Source organism: Ferrimonas sp. SCSIO 43195 (assembly GCF_023716685.1).
GTDB classification, from domain to species: domain Bacteria; phylum Pseudomonadota; class Gammaproteobacteria; order Enterobacterales; family Shewanellaceae; genus Ferrimonas; species Ferrimonas kyonanensis.
Genome location: NZ_CP072679.1, coordinates 3,918,614 through 3,935,537 on the forward strand (window position 1 = coordinate 3,918,614; position 16,924 = coordinate 3,935,537).

The 16,924-nt window shown below is 59.4% G+C and carries 14 protein-coding genes and 1 pseudogene; 12 read left to right on the forward strand and 3 right to left on the reverse strand.

Annotation, left to right across the window (positions count from 1 at the left end; all coding sequences use genetic code 11):
* The first annotated feature begins 118 nt into the window (after positions 1-118).
* The 11 genes and pseudogenes from J8Z22_RS18030 (at position 119) to J8Z22_RS18085 (ending at position 13,003) form a co-directional block, all read left to right on the forward strand.
* Positions 119-1,258 (forward strand): hydrogenase small subunit, encoded by a 1,140-nt coding sequence (locus J8Z22_RS18030; RefSeq protein ID WP_028112169.1) that lies wholly within the window; start codon positions 119-121, stop codon positions 1,256-1,258.
* Positions 1,258-2,961 carry a nickel-dependent hydrogenase large subunit gene (locus J8Z22_RS18035; RefSeq protein WP_028112170.1) on the forward strand — a complete coding sequence of 568 codons (1,704 nt, stop codon included), beginning with the start codon at positions 1,258-1,260 and terminating at the stop codon, positions 2,959-2,961. The genes J8Z22_RS18030 and J8Z22_RS18035 overlap by 1 nt, the downstream gene beginning before the upstream one ends.
* A gap of 10 nt (positions 2,962-2,971) precedes the next feature.
* Entirely contained in the window at positions 2,972-3,643 is a 672-nt protein-coding gene (gene cybH / locus J8Z22_RS18040; RefSeq protein ID WP_028112171.1) for a Ni/Fe-hydrogenase, b-type cytochrome subunit, read from the forward strand.
* 3 nt (positions 3,644-3,646) lie between these two features.
* Entirely contained in the window at positions 3,647-4,201 is a 555-nt protein-coding gene (locus J8Z22_RS18045) for a HyaD/HybD family hydrogenase maturation endopeptidase (protein ID WP_028112172.1), read from the forward strand.
* The gene (locus J8Z22_RS18050; RefSeq protein ID WP_252007356.1) at positions 4,198-5,880 is read left to right on the forward strand and encodes a hypothetical protein; all 1,683 of its coding nucleotides are present in this window, start codon (positions 4,198-4,200) and stop codon (positions 5,878-5,880) included. Before J8Z22_RS18045 ends, J8Z22_RS18050 begins: the two co-directional genes overlap by 4 nt.
* On the forward strand, positions 5,877-8,162 hold the full coding sequence (gene hypF, locus J8Z22_RS18055) for a carbamoyltransferase HypF (protein ID WP_252007358.1): 2,286 nt from the start codon (positions 5,877-5,879) through the stop codon (positions 8,160-8,162). Before J8Z22_RS18050 ends, hypF begins: the two co-directional genes overlap by 4 nt.
* A 230-nt stretch (positions 8,163-8,392) precedes the next feature.
* Complete coding sequence (locus J8Z22_RS18060) at positions 8,393-8,635, forward strand: HypC/HybG/HupF family hydrogenase formation chaperone (protein ID WP_028112174.1); 243 nt, start codon at positions 8,393-8,395, stop codon at positions 8,633-8,635.
* Positions 8,628-9,755, forward strand: coding sequence for a hydrogenase formation protein HypD (gene hypD / locus J8Z22_RS18065; RefSeq protein ID WP_028112175.1), 1,128 nt, complete (start codon positions 8,628-8,630; stop codon positions 9,753-9,755). Before J8Z22_RS18060 ends, hypD begins: the two co-directional genes overlap by 8 nt.
* The gene (hypE, locus tag J8Z22_RS18070) at positions 9,752-10,756 is read left to right on the forward strand and encodes a hydrogenase expression/formation protein HypE (protein ID WP_028112176.1); all 1,005 of its coding nucleotides are present in this window, start codon (positions 9,752-9,754) and stop codon (positions 10,754-10,756) included. Before hypD ends, hypE begins: the two co-directional genes overlap by 4 nt.
* 142 nt (positions 10,757-10,898) lie before the next feature.
* Positions 10,899-12,091 (forward strand): annotated as a pseudogene (locus tag J8Z22_RS22255) (ISL3 family transposase).
* A gap of 66 nt (positions 12,092-12,157) precedes the next feature.
* The gene (locus J8Z22_RS18085; protein ID WP_252007364.1) at positions 12,158-13,003 is read left to right on the forward strand and encodes a LysR family transcriptional regulator; all 846 of its coding nucleotides are present in this window, start codon (positions 12,158-12,160) and stop codon (positions 13,001-13,003) included.
* On the opposite strand, the gene J8Z22_RS18090 is transcribed toward J8Z22_RS18085, so the two are convergent.
* Positions 12,963-13,733, reverse strand: coding sequence for a TSUP family transporter (locus J8Z22_RS18090; RefSeq protein WP_252007367.1), 771 nt, complete (start codon positions 13,731-13,733; stop codon positions 12,963-12,965). The two genes, J8Z22_RS18085 and J8Z22_RS18090, sit on opposite strands and share 41 nt — an antisense overlap.
* A 228-nt stretch (positions 13,734-13,961) precedes the next feature.
* Between J8Z22_RS18090 and J8Z22_RS18095 the strand changes: the two genes are divergently transcribed.
* The gene (locus tag J8Z22_RS18095) at positions 13,962-14,555 is read left to right on the forward strand and encodes an alkylphosphonate utilization protein (protein ID WP_252007369.1); all 594 of its coding nucleotides are present in this window, start codon (positions 13,962-13,964) and stop codon (positions 14,553-14,555) included.
* 53 nt (positions 14,556-14,608) lie between these two features.
* On the opposite strand, the gene J8Z22_RS18100 is transcribed toward J8Z22_RS18095, so the two are convergent.
* Positions 14,609-15,109 (reverse strand): GNAT family N-acetyltransferase, encoded by a 501-nt coding sequence (locus J8Z22_RS18100; protein ID WP_252007371.1) that lies wholly within the window; start codon positions 15,107-15,109, stop codon positions 14,609-14,611.
* A gap of 172 nt (positions 15,110-15,281) precedes the next feature.
* On the reverse strand, positions 15,282-16,856 hold the full coding sequence (guaA, locus tag J8Z22_RS18105; protein ID WP_252007373.1) for a glutamine-hydrolyzing GMP synthase: 1,575 nt from the start codon (positions 16,854-16,856) through the stop codon (positions 15,282-15,284).
* Between the last annotated feature and the right edge of the window lie 68 nt (positions 16,857-16,924).

A 16,924-nucleotide genomic window follows, 5' to 3' on the forward strand; every position in this document is an offset into this window, starting at 1 on the left:
CATTCCGCCGGATAAATGAAGTTCTTGGCGCAACATTGATCTCGGTCATTATGTCCTATTCCGAATCCCATACACTTTGCTGGCAATCTCGTTGTACCCAATGCAAGGATTAAAAAATATGGGACAGTACGATGCTTTATTTTCGCGGGGAAAAAAGCGACTAACCGAGTTAAAGAATATTGACGCGGTCAAGTCCACTCCGCTGATGAAACGCTTAGAAAGCCAAGGCATCTCCCGTCGGGAGTTCATGACTTGGTCCGCTCAGGTTACCGCCATGCTGTCGCTGCCACTCTCCTTTAGCCCTCTGGTGGCTGAAGCGGCAGAGATCGCAGACCGTGTGCCTCTCATCTGGCTGCACCTGGCCGAATGTACCGGCTGCTCCGAATCCCTGATTCGTGCCGATACCCCTACCATTGACAGTGTCATCTTCGACCACATCTCAGTTGAGTATCACGAAACTCTGATGGCGGCTGCCGGTTGGCAGGCGGAAGAGAACCTGGAGCACGCACTGGAAGCCTATAAAGGCGGCTACGTGCTGGCAGTAGAGGGTGCGGTACCGACCGCCAACGACGGCCACTACCTGACTGTGGGCTGTAAAGGCCACACCGGCATGGAGATCGTTCACCATGCTGCAGAAGGTGCGGCGGCCATCGTCTCCGTTGGTACCTGTGCCGCCTTCGGTGGTGTTCAGGCGGCAGCGCCGAACCCAACCGAAGCCAAGGGTGTCGACCAGGTGGTTCACAAGCCTGTCGTCAACCTGGGTGGCTGTCCTCCAAGCGAAAAGAACATTGTCGGTACCCTGATGTACTTCGTCATGTTCGGTAAGCTGCCACCACTAGACATGTACGGCCGTCCTAAGTGGGCCTACGGTGCTCGCGTTCACGATAACTGCGAACGTCGCGGTCGTTTCGACGCCGGTGAATTCGTAGAGACCTTCGGTGACGAAGGCGCCAAGCAGGGTTACTGCCTGTACAAGGTGGGTTGTAAAGGTCCATACACCTACAACAACTGCCCTACCGAGCGCTTTAACCACCACACCAGCTGGCCGGTTCTGGCAGGTCACGGCTGCATCGGCTGTTCCGAGCCAAACTTCTGGGACGCCATGGCCGATTTCGAAAAACCCCTTGGTCGTCGCGACATCCATAGCCTGGATATGACCGCCGACTACATCGGTACCGCCATCCTGGGTGTTGCCGCTGTCGGTGTCGGTGCCCACGCCGTTGCTGGCGTGTTCGCTAAAGACGTGGAGGAGAAGTGATGAGCAAACGTGTTGTAGTCGATCCAATCACCCGTATTGAAGGTCACCTTCGTGTCGAGGTTGAGGTCGATGAGAATAATGTCATCACCAACGCCTGGTCTGGCTCCACCCTGTGGCGCGGCATCGAAACCATCCTGAAGGGCCGTAGCCCAATGGATGCCGGTCTGCTGGTTCAGCGTATCTGTGGTGTGTGTACCTACTCCCACTACCGCTGCTCCATCGAAGCCGTGGAAGACGCTCTGGACCTGAAAATTCCGGAAAACGCCAAGCTGCTGCGCAGCCTGATGCAGTCTTCCCTGTACATGCATGACCACGTGGTGCACTTCTACCACCTGCATGCGCTGGACTGGGTAGACATCGTCTCCGCGCTGAGCGCCGATCCTGCCAAGGCAGCCAAAGTCGCCATGCAGTACAGCGACAAGCCTATCAACGCCGGTGAAGGTGACCTGCGTGCCGTTCAGGAGCGGGTTCAGGGACTGGTTAACACCGGTAAACTGGGTCCATTCGCCAACGCCTACTGGGGCAACGGCACCTACAAGTTCACCCCTGAGCAGAACCTGATTGCGGTTTCTCACTACCTGAAGGCACTGGAAGTTCAGCGTGTTGCCGCTGAAATGCTGGCCATCTTCGGTGGTAAGCAGCCTCACCCTCAGTCTCTGGTTGTGGGCGGCGTGACCTCCGTTCGCGACATGCTGAGCCCAGCCCGTCTGCAGGAATGGAAAGACAAGCACGCCATGGTGACCGACTTCATCAACCGTGCTTACCTGCCTGACGTGGTCATGGCGGCCGACGCCTATAAGGGCGAAGCCTCCGTACTGGGTGGCGTTGGCGTGAAGAACTTCATGGCGTCCAAGGACTTCTACCTGGGCAACGGCGAGTTCCTGTTCGACGAAGGCGTGATCATGAACGGTGATCTGGCTAACGTACAGCCGGTTGACCTGACCCTGATCGAAGAAGACGTGACCCACTCCTGGTACCAAGACGGTGCGGCCCGTCATCCATACGACGGCGTTACCGAGCCGAACTACACCGGCCTGATTGACCGTGAAACCGTGTACGGCACCCTGCCGACCTTCGACAACGACGGCAAGTACTCCTGGGTGAAATCCCCACGTTACGCCGGCGAGCCGATCGAAGTGGGCCCACTGTCCTGTCTGTTGGTGAGCTACGCCAAGGGCAACGAGCAGGTGGTCAATGCCGTCAACGGTCTGCTGAAGGCCACCGGGCTGCCAATCGAAGCGCTGTTTACCACTCTGGGCCGTACCGCTGCCCGTCTGGTACAGACCATGCTTGTGGCTGAAAACAGCCTCAAGACCTTCGATGCCCTGGTTAGCAACATTGTGGTAGACCAGTCTACTTACATTGAACCTAACATCGATCCAGACAAAGAGTACAAGGGTGTGGGCGTTATCGAAGCGCCGCGCGGCCTGCTCAGCCACTGGATTCGCATCAAGGGTGGCAAGATCGAGAACTACCAGGCTGTGGTACCTACCACCTGGAACTCCGGTCCTGTTGACGCCAACGGCAAAGTCGGTCCATTTGAGCAGTCATTGGTTGGCATGAAGCTGGAAGATCCTACCAAGCCATTGGAGATCATCCGCGTCATCCACTCCTTCGACCCCTGTATGGCCTGTGCCGTACACGTGATGGATTACAAAGGCCAGGATTTGGGGCAGTTCCAAGTAGCACCAAACGCCGGCTAAAGGAGGAGCTATGTCTAACAAGGTTCCACACTCAAGGGATTACATCTTCAGTCCAGTGATTCGTATCTGTCACTGGCTGAGGGCGCTGTCCATCGTGTTGCTGGTGATTTCCGGATTCTACATCTCCTGGCCGTTCTTGGTTCAGTACGGTGGTCCGGACAATCTGATGCAGGGCTGGGTGCGCTTCGGCCACCTGATCGCCGGCTTCCTGCTGGTGGCCATCACCCTGGGCCGCGCCTATCTGTATTTCTTCAGTCGAAGCGATATTGAACGGCGCTCCTTCCGTGATGTGATCAGTCCCAAAGCCTGGATTGAGAACCTGAAAGCCTATGGTTACATGGGCAACATGCACAAATCCGGCGTGTACGGACCGCTGCAATACATGACCTACCTGGCGCTAACCCTGGTAATCGTGGTGATGTGTGTAACGGGTCTGATTCTGCATGCCCATGTGTATCACGAAGGACTCGGCGGTGCCTTTATGCCCGTGGCCGAAGCCCTGATACCGATGTTCGGTACTCTGGCCTTTGTCCGTGAGCTGCACCACTTCCTGACCTGGGTGTTCGTCATATTCATGCTGGTGCATGTGTATATGGCCGTATTCAGCGGTATCCGCTTCAAGCACAACTCTGTGGATTCCATTGTCTCCGGTTACGATTACCACCCCATGAAGGACAAGTAATTCATGCCACAAAAGATCCTCTTACTGGGGATTGGCAATGTACTGTACGCCGATGAAGGCATCGGCGTACATTTTGCCAACTACATCCAGCACTGCTACACCTTTGAGGGGCAAGCTCAGCTCGAATTTATGGACGGCGGCACTCTGGCCAACGCCCTGATTCCTCTGATTGCCCCTTATGACCATCTGATTGTGGTCGATACCATCAACGCCGCCAGCGCCAACTACGGCGACGTGTTTTTCTTTGATTTCGACCAGGCCCCCGCCGAGGTGGACTGGCAAGGCAGCGCCCACGAAGTGGAGATGCTGCAAACCCTGAATATGATGGACATGGTCGGCGATCGCCCCAAGACCCATGTCCTGGGCGTGGTACCTACGGTGCTTGAGTCCATGAGCTTCGAGCTCACGCCTCAGGTCCAGGGTGCCGTTGCCACCATGGAAAAAGCGTTACTCGCTCACTTGCAACAGCTGGGCATTACCGCCACCAAAGTCCGCGACGCGGACATTCAGGAGCTGGCATACCAGTCCTGTGAAACCCAAGGGGAACCGCAGCCATGAAGCTGAAATTTAACTTCCATTGTGATCGACCCGTCCCCTACTACGCCCATCGCTGTAATCAACTGCTCTCCCATCCCCAGGTCCTCGCCACCGGCCTAGAAGACAATGTCTACTTCTTTGAAGCCGAAGGGGATCAGGCCCAGTTGTCCGCCTTGGCAGAGCAAGTTGGCCAGGAGTGGGCCATGTCCTGCTGGCTGACCCACAGCGATCTGCACGCCGTCGAGACCCTCTCCGGCCACCAGCATGCCCTGGCCCATGGCCCGGTCAGCAACCCCTATTGCAGTCATTGCCGTGACCATCAGGATGCCTGTCCGCAATGCGGCAGCGCCGCCGTTCCGGCCATCGACGATGCCACCCTGAGCCTGGCCATCGACGCCCTGAAGCAGGACGGACAATGCACCCTGGAAACCGGCAACGGCCTGCGTCGCTTCTCTCTGCTGAGCCAAGCGCCGGCCGCGATCAACCAGCTGCTGTTCTGTCAGCCCCAGGCCCTTAACGAAGCGCTGCACGTCTCCAACCAGGGCGTGAAACTGCTCAGCAGCTTGGAAAAACCGATGCTGCAGCTGTTGCCTAAAACCGCCTTTGCCGAGGCCAACCAGTTGGCCTCCAAGCTGCACCTATGTCACCTGGCCGACGACCGGGTAACCCTGATGTTGGGCCAGCGACTGGCACAACTGGGCATCGACGTGGTCGCGGTAGAAGCGCTGGATCATCAGCCGCGACTGGTGCTGACCTTCATCGAAGACAAGCCGGTCGCCCTGAGCCACCGCCAGCTGCCCAGCCTGCCCCTGGATGGCAGCGAGCCCCTGTGGGACGACGCCGCCATTGCCGGTTTCGCCAGTCAGGTGAACGATCAGCGTCTGTCGGTCAGCACCGGCGCCAATGTCTCGAGCATCAACGACCGTTGGGCCGCCGCCTGTGCCCTGCACAGTGCCCAGTTGCAGGCACCGAAGGAACACACCATCGCGGTGCTGTACCTGAGCCGCAACCGCCCCTCCGGCCTGCTGTATCAGGATGACAACGGCGACTACCAGTGGCTGGTGAAGCTGGCTGAACAGAGCATCGCTCCGGCGCAGATTCTGGACACCATCGCCCAGTGCCCGGACTCCGGCGACAAACTGGTGACCCGCTTTAAGGAGCGCTACCCAGAGCACGCTCAGGCCCTGGCCAAGCTGTCGGCACAACCGGCTTCCGGTAACCTGTCGCAGTTGTACGCCCAGGCGGCATGGCTGCTGAATCTGGCCGACGCCAATGACAGTGCCGACGTGGCAGCGCAGAAGTTTACCGCCCTGGCCCTGGGCCACGACGGCAAGAACAGCCCGCGCATTGACTTTAAACTGCAACGTCAGGACGAGGTGCTGACCCTGCAGAGTCAAAAAGCGCTGCAAGCCTGCCTCAGCTACCGCATGGCCGATGAAAACAGCGCCCAGGGCGTCTGCTATGGCCTGGTCGACTCCTTTGCCGACTTTGTCGCCAACTGGGTGGAACAACTGGACGCCGATATCGGCATCGACCAGCTGGCACTGGCGGGAGACGAGTTCGAGTCGCCGGTATTGCTGGATCGCATCTACCGCCGTCTGGGCAACAACTTCAACCTGCTGTTGCCGCAACAGGCAGACTTTGATGGCTCCAACCTGGCATTGGGCGGAGTGTTCCTCAAACGCAGGAATCGTGCATGAGTCTGATCCGTCGCCACTATCAGATCCTGGGGACGGTGCAGGGGGTCGGTTTCCGGCCCTTTGTGTACCGCCATGCCACCGACAACGATCTGACCGGCAGCGTGCTCAACGACGCCAACGGCGTCAGCATCGAGGTTCAGGGCACCGAGGCCCAACTGGCGCCGTTTGACCATGCCATGCACCATCAACTGCCGCCACTGGCCCGGGTCGATCACCTGCAGGTGACGCCCCAGCCAACGGTTGACGGCGAGTCGGCGTTCATCATCCTTGAAAGCAGCGGCAAAGCCGACGCCCAGGTGGCGCTGGCCACCGACAAGGCCAGCTGCCCCGACTGTCTGGCCGACATCGCCGACCCCGGTAGCCGCTACTACCGTTACCCGTTTACCAACTGCACCAACTGCGGCCCCCGCTACACCATCATTCGCGATCTGCCCTACGATCGCCCCAATACCGCCATGGCCGGCTTCAAGATGTGCCCGGCCTGCGCCAAAGAGTACCAAGACCCTCTTAACCGTCGTTATCACGCCCAGCCGGTCAGCTGCCCCCACTGCGGGCCGCAACTGAGCTGGCGTCGACCGGGCGGGCAGCTTGAAGCGGTGGAATCGCCGCTGCAGCACTGCGCCCGCCAATTGCTGGACGGCCAGATCATCGCCATCAAAGGCCTCGGCGGCTATCACCTGATGTGTGACGCCACCAACGCCGAGGCCGTCGACACCCTGAGACGACGCAAACAACGGCCCGCCAAGCCGCTGGCGGTGATGGTTAAAGATCGCGCCAGCGCCGAAAGGCTGGTGCAGGGTGATGCCGCCGAATGGGAGACCCTGTGTTCCCTCGAGCGCCCCATCACCCTGATGCGCACCACCGCCAGCACCGAACTGGCCGACGGCGTGGCCCCGGGCATCGACCGACTGGGGCTGTTTCTGCCCTACACCCCGATTCACCAGCTATTGCTGGAGCAGCTGGACCGGCCATTGGTGGCCACCAGCGCCAACCTGTCCGGCGAGCCGGTGATCACCGAACTCAGCCAACTGGTGGACAAACTGGGCCATGTGGCTGACGGCATCCTCGATCACGACCGCCCGATACTCAACCCCTGCGACGACTCGGTGGTTCAGGTGGTTCAGGGCCGTCGCCAATGGTGGCGGCTGGCTCGGGGCATCGCCCCTCAAACCGAACGCCTGCCCGAGGCCTGCGATCGCACCATTTTGGCGGTGGGTGCCCAGCAGAAAAATCGACTGGCACTGGCCTTTGGTCAGCGCAGCATCGTCAGCCCCCACATCGGCGACCTGGACAACCTGGCCACCGAAGGTTACTTCGAGCATACCCTGGCACAACTGCAGCGCATCTACGGCTTGCACATCGACCAGTTGGTCGGTGACCTGCACCAGGGCTACGGCAGCAGTCAGTGGGCCAGCCACTACGCCGAGCAGCACCGTTTGCCACAGCTGCAGGTGCAGCACCACTACGCCCACGTGCTGGCGGTGATGGCAGAGCATCAGCATCTCGGCCCGGTACTGGGCTTTGCCTTTGACGGCACCGGCCTGGGCGACGACGGTCAACTGTGGGGCGGGGAAGTGCTGCTAGCAGACACTCAAGGTTATCAGCGCCTGCACCACGTCAAACCGTTTCGCCTCATTGGCGGCGAGCAGGCGATCAAACACCCGGCGCGGGTGGCCCTGTCTCTGCTGTTCCAGCATGCAGATCTGGACTGCATCCAGGCCAGTGGTTGGCCACAGCGGCTGGGCATCGATGCCGCCACCCTGAGCAATCTGCACCTGATGTGGTCCAAAGGGATTAACTCCCCTTACAGCAGTTCCATGGGGCGATTGTTTGATGCCATGGCCAGCTTCCTGCAGCTGTGTCAGCACACCGATTTCGACGGCCAGGCGGGCATGTTGCTCGAAGCCAGTGCCGAGCCGGTGGCCCAGGCCGATCTGCAGCTGCCGTTGTCGCTCAATGACCAGGGTCAGATCGACACCGCCGGCCTGATCCAGTACCTGTTGCCCCGGGGCGATCAGGCCCTGGATACCGCCCACTGTGCCCGCGCCTTCATCGACGGCATCGCCGAGATGATGGTCGCCCTGATGGATCGTTACCCTCAGCACCCCATCGTGCTGTGCGGCGGCGTGATGCAGAACCGCTGTCTGCTGGAGAACTTACTGCAGCGCATGGGGTCTCACCATCAGCGGCTGATGTGGCCAGAACGCACTCCGGTCAACGACAGCGGCATCGCCCAGGGACAGCTATGGTACGCCCTCAACCACCCGGGTTCCGGGGAGTAACTGGCGATGGAAACCGGACTGCAATGCTTACCGCTAGCCCGCCAGCACACCGCCAATTGGGGGGCGTATACGCCGGCGGCCTGCCGGCAACCGCCGGATTGTTATTGATCGGCACCTGATTCATACCAAATGTTGGCAGAAAAACCCCGGCGAACATGATGTACATCATGAAAGTCGCCGGTCTGTTGACGAATAATGTTCGAAATGTAAAAAAGGGACGTACTCAGACCATGTGTTTATCCATTCCCTCTCAGATTGTGCAGTTGCACCCTGAAGACACCACCGCCACCGTCGATACCATGGGCGTAACCCGCCGTGTCAGCACCCACCTGATCAGCGAAGAGCTGGCCGTGGGCGACTATGTGCTCATCCACGTTGGCTTTGCCATGAATAAAATCGACGCCGCCGCCGCTCAGGAAAGCCTGGATCTGTACAAGGAGATCGTCGAGAAGATGGAGGCCGAGCATGTCTGAGCTGGTCCTGTCCGATCTGTATCAGGGCTTTCGGGATCCGGAAACCATTAAGGCGCTGCTGAAACGCATCGCCGAACTGGCGCCGCAACTGGACGAACCGCTGCGCATCATGGAGGTCTGTGGTGGCCATACCCACAGCATCATGAAGTACGGCATCCACCAGTCCCTGCCCGACAACATCGAATTTATCCACGGCCCCGGCTGCCCGGTGTGCGTGATGCCGAAAGAGCGCATCGACCAGGCCATCGCCCTGGCCAATCAGCCCAACGTCATCCTGACCACCCTGGGTGACATGATTCGAGTCCCGGGTTCCAACTCCAGCTTGGCCCAGGCCCGAGCCCAGGGCTGTGACGTTCGCGCCCTGTACGACCCCATGGACGCGGTGCGACTGGCTCAGGAGAACCCCGACAAGATTGTGGTGTTCTTTGCCATCGGTTTTGAAACCACCACGCCGATGACCGCGGTACTGGTGCAACAGATTGAACAGCACAACCTTCATAACCTGCTGCTGCACGTCAACCACGTGCTGGTACCACCGGCGGTGCACGCCGTCATGGCCGATGGCCAGGCGAAAGTGAACGCCTTCATTGGCCCGTCTCACGTCAGTGTCATCACCGGCGCCAAGGTGTACCAACCCATCGTCGACGCCTACCAGACCCCGGTGGTCGTCTCCGGCTTCGAACCGGTGGACGTGTTGCAGAGCGTATTGATGCTGCTGGAGCAGATGCTGGCTGGCGAAGCCCGACTGGAGATCCAGTACGATCGCGCCGTGACCCTGGAGGGCAACCACCACGCCCAGGCGTTGATCGAACAGTACCTGACCCTGCGACAGGATTTCCGCTGGCGCGGCCTGGGCAACATCCCCTACTCGGCCCTGGAGCTGGCACCGGCCTATCAGCACCTTAATGCCGAAAGTCATTTCGCCGACGTGCTGCCGACCGACGAGATCAACGATCACAAAGCCTGCCAGTGTGGCGACATCCTTAAAGGCCTGGCCAAACCCAGTGACTGCAAGGTGTTTGGCCGCGGCTGCACCCCGGAAACCCCCATGGGCAGCTGCATGGTCAGCTCAGAGGGCGCCTGTCACGCTCATTATAAGTACGCCGGAGTAATTCTATGACCCGCGACACCAAACGACGCATTCAGCTCAGCCACGGTGGTGGTGGCGTCGAAATGAACCAGTTGATTCGCAAACTGTTCTTTAAATACTTCAGCAATGAGATTCTGATTCGCGACGAAGACGCGGCCCGACTGGACATCAGCGGCCCTCTGGCGTTTACCACCGACAGCTTCACCGTCTCGCCACGCACCTTCAAGGGCGGCGATCTGGGTAAGATCGCCGTGGCGGGCACGGTCAACGACCTGGCCATGGCCGGTGCCATTCCTCAGTACCTGAGCTGTGGCTTCATCATCGAAGAGGGCCTGGCCTTCAGCGAGCTGGAACAGCTGGTGCAATCGATGGCCACCGAACTGGAAAAGAGCGGTGCCCGCATCGTCTGCGGCGACACCAAAGTCGTGCCCAAGGGCACCGCCGACGGCATCTTCATCAACACCTCCGGCGTTGGCCAGTGCATTGCCGCCCCGTCCTGGACCAAGCTGCAGCCCGGTGACTGCGTGCTGGTGTCCCGGGACGTCGGCCGCCACGGTGCCTGCATCCTCGCCAGCCGTGAAGGCCTGGCCCTGCAAGGCGATCTGGCCAGCGACTGTGCCACCCTGTGGCCCGATGTGAAACGACTGCTGGACGCCGGCATCGACATCAAGGCGATGCGCGACGCCACTCGCGGCGGCTTGTCGGCGGTGCTCAACGAGTGGGCCGCCAGCCGTGAGCTGGGCATCGAGGTGCAACAGCAGCAGGTTCCCATCGCCCAGGAGGTTCAGGGGCTGTGTGAACTGTTCGGCTTTGAGCCCATGGAGCTGGCCAACGAGGGCACCTTTGTACTGGCGGTGTCCGCCGACCAGGCCGAGCAGGCTCAGGCGCTGCTGCAACAAAGCCAGCCCACTGCCGCCATCATCGGCACCGTGGTCGATGCCCACGTCGGCAAAGTGGTACTGACCACCCCCTGGGGCAGCCAGCGCTACCTGGAGCTGCCCAAGGGCGAGCTGCTGCCGCGGATCTGCTGAGCAGACATCGATTCAACCGCAAGGGTGCTCCGGCACCCTTTTCTTTGGTTCTTCGCAGATTAGCGGGAACTAGATACGAGAACGGCTGGAAAGGTTATTGTGTAGTCGCCAAACAAACCCAATAACCAACCAGCCGTTCTCGATGCCGAAGCTTACCTTGCCTGTCTCACTGTGGGAAGGGTTTTCCCCCACTCATACTGAGCTCCACCACGACACTCTTACCATCCATTTGACCCCTACGAGCCCCGGTCGATGTCACTGTGGCCAGCCAGTCACTCAGGTCCATGATGTTTCCTCGCGTACTGTCCAGGAGCGAGACATTCTTGGCTATCGCACCCTGCTATCGCTGCCGCTACGCCGACTTCGCTGCTCTGGTTGTGGAGTAACTACCGAGAGCCTCTCCTGGCTTGAACCCCATGCGCGGCAGACCAATCTGCTGATTCATTACATCGAACACTTGCTTAAGCTGATGCCCATCAAGCACGTTAACGAGCTGACAGGTTTGCACTGGCACACCCTCAAGCGCCTGGATATGCAGCGCCTGACCCGAGAGGTGATGGAACCTGACTGGAGCCAGGTGCGGCGTTTGGTCATGGACGAGTTTGCCCTGTTCAAGGGCCACCGCTACGCCACGGTCATCGCTGATGCCGATACCCATCAGGTGCTGTGGGTCGGCGAGGGTCGTAGTCGAGAAGCGATACGGCCGTTCTTCCTACAGTTGGGGGAGCACTGCCAGTACATCGAAGCGGTGGCCATGGATATGAATACCGCCTTCGACCTGGAGGTAGCGATGCACTGCCCAAACGCCGAAGTGGTCTATGACCTGTTCCATGTGGTGGCCAAGTATGGCCGGGAAGGGTGGACCGGGTTCGGGTAGACCGAGCCAACGAGCTGAAGCAGGACAAACCGGCCAGAAGAAGGGTGAAGCGAGGTCGTTGGGTGTTGCTGAAGAATCGGGAGAACATGACCGGCAAGCAACATGCCTATCTGGAGGAGTTGCTAGCCGAGAACCGGTCGCTGATGGTGGTATATCTGATGCGAGAGCAACTGAAGGAGTTGTGGTATGCCGACAGTCCCGATGTTGCTCTGAACCAGTGGCAGCTGTGGTGGCAGCAGGTCACCGAGAGCGGCATAGAGCCGCTAATCCGCTTCGCCAGGAAGCTCAAACCTTACCTCAAGGGCATCGTCGCCTCGGCCACTTATCGTCTGCATACCTGCAAGCTGGAGGGGATGAACAACAAGATAAAGGTCATCAAACGCATGGCCTACGGATACCGGGACAGCGACTACTTCTTCTTGAAGATACGAGCCGCTTTTCCCGGTAATGCGCGATGAACCTTTTCTTTTGCCTGCGCCAACATGACTGTATAATTATTCCCAAATTTCACCATTGAGATTGCCATGCTGCTGGAGGGAATCGAGACCCTGCTGACCCTGTCTCAGGAACGAACCATGACGCGCACCGCCACCCGCCTGTATCTAACCCAAAGCGCGGTGAGCAAGCGCATCGCCAAGTTAGAACGTCTGGTTGGCAAAAAACTGGTGGAACCCGACGGCCGTCAGATTCGACTGACTGAGGCGGCTCAGGAATTGGTGGCCAGCATTGGCCCGAGTTACATCGAAATTCGAGGTTTGGTCTTCGATCAACAAACCCGGCCGGAGCGGTCCGCCATGGATGTCGCCTGCTCGGAAACCTTGCTGGCTGGATACCTCAAGCCCATCGCCGCTGAGTTGCTCAACCAAGACCCTCATATCCGCTTCTCCACCCACCATACGCCGATGATTCTCGAGAAAGTACAATCCGGAGAAGCGGTACTTGGCTATTGCGCGGGGCAACTGCCCGGTCAACATGGCCTGGTGACCCGTCATCTGTTTGATGAGCCCTTCATGGTCATCAGTCATGCCCCGGCAACCGGCTTACCCCCTTCAATGCTGGTTAACGACCTCTCCAACCCCGCCAACAGCATGCAAGTCGCCACGCTTCACCGCTTGGGCATTACTCCGATGATGCAGATGGACTCTTACACCGCTGCAGCCCAACTGGCCCTGGCGGGTGTCGGGCCGGCATTGGTGCCAATGGCAACCGTACAGACCCTGGGTATCGCCCCAAAATACTGTTTCAATTTCGAGGAACTGAGGGCACTGACCCGGCCAGTCCACCTCTGTTATCGTCAACGCAGTGGCCGCTTACCGAGGGTCGCCCGACTCATTGAAGCCATTGCCCGTGCTGTTCCCACAACAACTTAACGGCCATCAGCACCGACACGCCGATGACCATGGGGCGCACCAGTTTTGCACCGCGACACACCACCAGGCCAGCGCCCATGCGCGCTCCGATCAAGCCGCCTAAGGCCATTAACAAACCCAGTTGCCAGACAATCAGCCCGGCAGACAGAAACGACATCAAGGCCGCCAGGTTGGAAGCGAAATTAAACACCTTTGCATTGGCCGTGGCTCGAACCAGCCCGAAGCCAACGAGGGCAGAAAACCCCGCGGTATAAAGAGCGCCCGCCCCCGGCCCAAAGAAACCATCGTAGAAGCCAACCATTACACCAACCACAGGCATCAACCACAGCCTGGGCTCTGCCCGCTCCTGGTTTGCCATCGTGCCACCTGGAGCCAGCAGAAAGTACACGCCCAACATCAGCAACAACCCGGGAATCACGCCCATCAGCTGAGTCGCATCGACGCGCGTCACCACCGCGGCCCCCGCCCAGGCACCAACCGCGGTGCCGATGCCCGGTAATAGCACCGCTCGAGGGCTGATCAGCCGGCTTCGAACGAAATAGAGGGAGGCCGAACCACTGGCAAAACACCCCTGTAGTTTGTTGGTCGCCAGCGCCTGTACCGGCGGCACGCCGACCGCCAGCAGCGCCGGCACTGTTAACATTCCGCCTCCACCAGCAATGGCATCGACAAACCCCGCTATCATGGCGACCAGCGCCAGGCCCAGCATCAGCTCCAAAGACAGGTCCACACGTCACTCCAGCCCAACAAAAGGAAAGCTAAGATACCGCTGCCAACCCCATTGGATAAGTGAACTCTCGGACTACAACTCATTCCAATTGGGAATCAGTAAGCTCCATCAGAGAACAAATTGTGGTGGCACACCGACAGTTTTGTTGCCGATCCTGATCCCGGTCTCTGACAGAACCGCTTGTGGATTGCTATAATCCCGCCTTAACACTCGTGAGGACGAATTTAGATGAGCATTGAAAACACCCTGATGCAGCGTGGCGACTCCAAATGTGAGTTGTGTGGTACCAACGACCAGCTGAGCGTGTATGACGTCCCACCGGTAGACAAGAGCAGCGAAGACAAGGCGGTGCTGACCTGCATCACTTGCAAAACCCAGCTGAACGACGCCGCCAGCGTCGACGTCAATCACTGGCGCTGCCTGAACGACGCCATGTGGAGCCAGGTTCCTGCGGTACAGGTGGTGGCTTACCGCATGTTGCACCAACTGAACGCCCAGGGCGAAACCTGGTGCCAGGACCTGCTGGACATGATGTACATGGAAGAGGACACCAGGGCCTGGGCCGATCTGGGTCTGCCGGAAGAGGAAGATCCCGATGCCATTGTTCACCGCGACAGCAACGGTGACGTCATCGTTGCCGGTGACACTGTTCACCTGATCAAAGACCTGGTGGTTAAAGGCGGCAACTTCACCGCCAAGCGCGGCACCCCGGTGCGCAACATCGGTGTGACCAACAACCCGCTGCACATCGAAGGACGGGTTAACGGCCAGCGTATCGTGATCCTGACCGAGTTTGTGAAGAAGTCCAAACACGGCGAATAACCGCGCCGCCCGCATAAAAAAACCGCCGTTCGGCGGTTTTTTTGTTTTCAGGCTCAGCTCAGGGGGTCACAGTCCAGCCACTTGTACATCACTAGGGCATCGACGTACCCCTGAGTGGGGTGGCAAAACGCCATCGGCAGGCGACCGACGGTCTGAAAATCCAACTTGCTCCACAGCTTCACCGCCGTGGTGTTGGTTACCGCCACGAAGTTAAACTGCATCGCCCGGTAACCCAGCGACACCGCCAGTCGCTGCGAATGGCGACACAGGTCTGACGCCAACCCCTTACCACGGGCGGCTGGCGCCACCATGTAGCCACAGTTGCAGACGTGATTGCCCGGTCCGGCCTGGTTGGTTTTCAGGTAGTAGGTGCCCAGCACCTCCCCTTCCCGCTCCGCCACGTAGGTGACCCTGGGGCCACTCATCCACAGGTCGTAAGCCTGGTCGCGACTGATGTCCCGATCGTAGCCATAGGTTTCCCCGGCAACGGCGATGGGTTGAAAGATGGCCCAGATGGCCTCGAAATCCGCATCGGTGGCGGGACGGATCTGCATAGTGGTGCTCCTGGAGCAGGAAAACGAAGCGGCATTGAGGCCAAGGCGGACTCAGGCGCCGGCTTAATGCCGTAACAGCCATTATCTCACTCAACGGCGCCGCCGTCATGGATTGCATGGGGGATTGATAAAAAAAGGGGCCTACTGGCCCCTCTTGTCTACCTCTGCGGGATCATTCCCACTCGATGGTGGCCGGCGGCTTACCGGAGATGTCGTACACCACTCGAGAGATGCCGTCGATCTCGTTGATGATGCGGTTGGACACCCGACCGAGGAAGTCGTACGGCAAGTGGGCCCAGTGGGCGGTCATAAAGTCGATGGTCTCCACCGCACGCAGGCTCACCACCCAGTCGTACTTGCGGCCATCGCCCATGACGCCCACAGACTTCACCGGCAGGAACACGGTAAAGGCCTGGGACACCTTGTTGTACAGATCCGCCTTGTGCAACTCGTCGATAAAGATGGCATCGGCGCGGCGCAGCAGATCGCAGTACTCTTTCTTGACCTCGCCCAGTACCCGCACGCCCAGGCCCGGCCCCGGGAAGGGGTGACGGTACAGCATGTCGTACGGCAGGCCCAGCTCCAGGCCGATCTTGCGAACTTCATCTTTGAACAGTTCGGTCAGCGGCTCGACCAGCCCCAGCTCCATGTCTTCCGGCAGACCGCCGACGTTGTGGTGAGACTTGATCACGTGAGCCTTACCGGTGGCGGCACCGGCGGACTCGATCACATCCGGATAGATGGTGCCCTGTGCCAGCCATTTCACATCCTGAATGCTCGAAGCCTGCTCATCGAACACCTCGATGAAGGTGTGGCCGATGGCCTTACGCTTCACTTCCGGATCGTCGATCCCTTCCAGGGCCGCCAGGAAGCGCTGCTCGGCATCGACACGGACGATGTTGAGACCGAAGTGATCGCCAAACATCTCCATCACCTGGTCGCCCTCGTTCAGACGCAGCAGACCGTTATCGACAAACACGCAGGTCAGCTGGCTGCCGATGGCACGGTGCAGCAGCATCGCCACCACCGAGGAATCGACGCCACCGGACAGGCCCAGAATCACCTTGTCGGAGCCCACCTTGGCTTTGATGCGCTCGATGGCATCTTCGATGATGGTGGCGGAAGTCCAGCGAGTGTCACAGCCACAGATGCCGGTGACGAAGTGCTCGATCATCCGTTTGCCCTGGCGGGTGTGGGTCACCTCAGGGTGGAACTGCACACCATAGAACTGGCGGCTCTCGTCAGCCATGGCCGCGAACGGACAGGTGTCGGTCTCGGCGGACTTAACGAAGCCCTCTGGAATGGCGGTAACCTTATCGCCGTGGCTCATCCACACGTCCAGCAGTGGTTTGCCGTCGTCGGTCAGGGCATCCTCGATTTTGTCGAACAGCGGGTTGCTGTCCACCACTCGAACCTGGGCGTAGCCAAATTCTCGCTTATCGGAGCAAGAGACCTTGCCGCCCAGCTGTTCGGACATGGTTTGCATGCCGTAGCACACACCCAGTACCGGCACGCCGGCCTGGAACACGTACTCAGGGGCCCGTGGCGAGTTGGCTTCGGCCACACTTTCCGGACCGCCGGAGAGGATGATGCCGTTGGGGTTAAAGTCGCGAATCTTCTCTTCGCTGACGTCCCAGCCCCACAGTTCACAGTACACGCCGATCTCACGAATGCGGCGGGCAATCAGTTGGGTGTACTGAGAACCGAAGTCCAGAATAAGGATACGATGGTCGTGGATGTTGCTCATCTTAGATCAATCTCATTGTTGTATAGGGTAGGCCACGGAAACGCTGCAAAAAGGGCAGACCTCAGTCT

Excerpts from the sequence above, each read along its gene's own strand:
- J8Z22_RS18085 (WP_252007364.1), top strand. The coding sequence starts at position 12,158 with ATGCTGCTGGAGGGAATCGAGACCCTGCTGACCCTGTCTCAGGAACGA.
- J8Z22_RS18035 (WP_028112170.1), top strand. The coding sequence starts at position 1,258 with ATGAGCAAACGTGTTGTAGTCGATCCAATCACCCGTATTGAAGGTCAC.
- J8Z22_RS18045 (WP_028112172.1), top strand. The coding sequence starts at position 3,647 with ATGCCACAAAAGATCCTCTTACTGGGGATTGGCAATGTACTGTACGCC.
- cybH (WP_028112171.1), top strand. The coding sequence starts at position 2,972 with ATGTCTAACAAGGTTCCACACTCAAGGGATTACATCTTCAGTCCAGTG.
- guaA (WP_252007373.1), bottom strand. The coding sequence starts at position 16,856 with ATGAGCAACATCCACGACCATCGTATCCTTATTCTGGACTTCGGTTCT.
- hypE (WP_028112176.1), top strand. The coding sequence starts at position 9,752 with ATGACCCGCGACACCAAACGACGCATTCAGCTCAGCCACGGTGGTGGT.
- J8Z22_RS18060 (WP_028112174.1), top strand. The coding sequence starts at position 8,393 with ATGTGTTTATCCATTCCCTCTCAGATTGTGCAGTTGCACCCTGAAGAC.
- J8Z22_RS18050 (WP_252007356.1), top strand. The coding sequence starts at position 4,198 with ATGAAGCTGAAATTTAACTTCCATTGTGATCGACCCGTCCCCTACTAC.
- hypD (WP_028112175.1), top strand. The coding sequence starts at position 8,628 with ATGTCTGAGCTGGTCCTGTCCGATCTGTATCAGGGCTTTCGGGATCCG.
- hypF (WP_252007358.1), top strand. The coding sequence starts at position 5,877 with ATGAGTCTGATCCGTCGCCACTATCAGATCCTGGGGACGGTGCAGGGG.
- J8Z22_RS18095 (WP_252007369.1), top strand. The coding sequence starts at position 13,962 with ATGAGCATTGAAAACACCCTGATGCAGCGTGGCGACTCCAAATGTGAG.
- J8Z22_RS18030 (WP_028112169.1), top strand. The coding sequence starts at position 119 with ATGGGACAGTACGATGCTTTATTTTCGCGGGGAAAAAAGCGACTAACC.
- J8Z22_RS18100 (WP_252007371.1), bottom strand. The coding sequence starts at position 15,109 with ATGCAGATCCGTCCCGCCACCGATGCGGATTTCGAGGCCATCTGGGCC.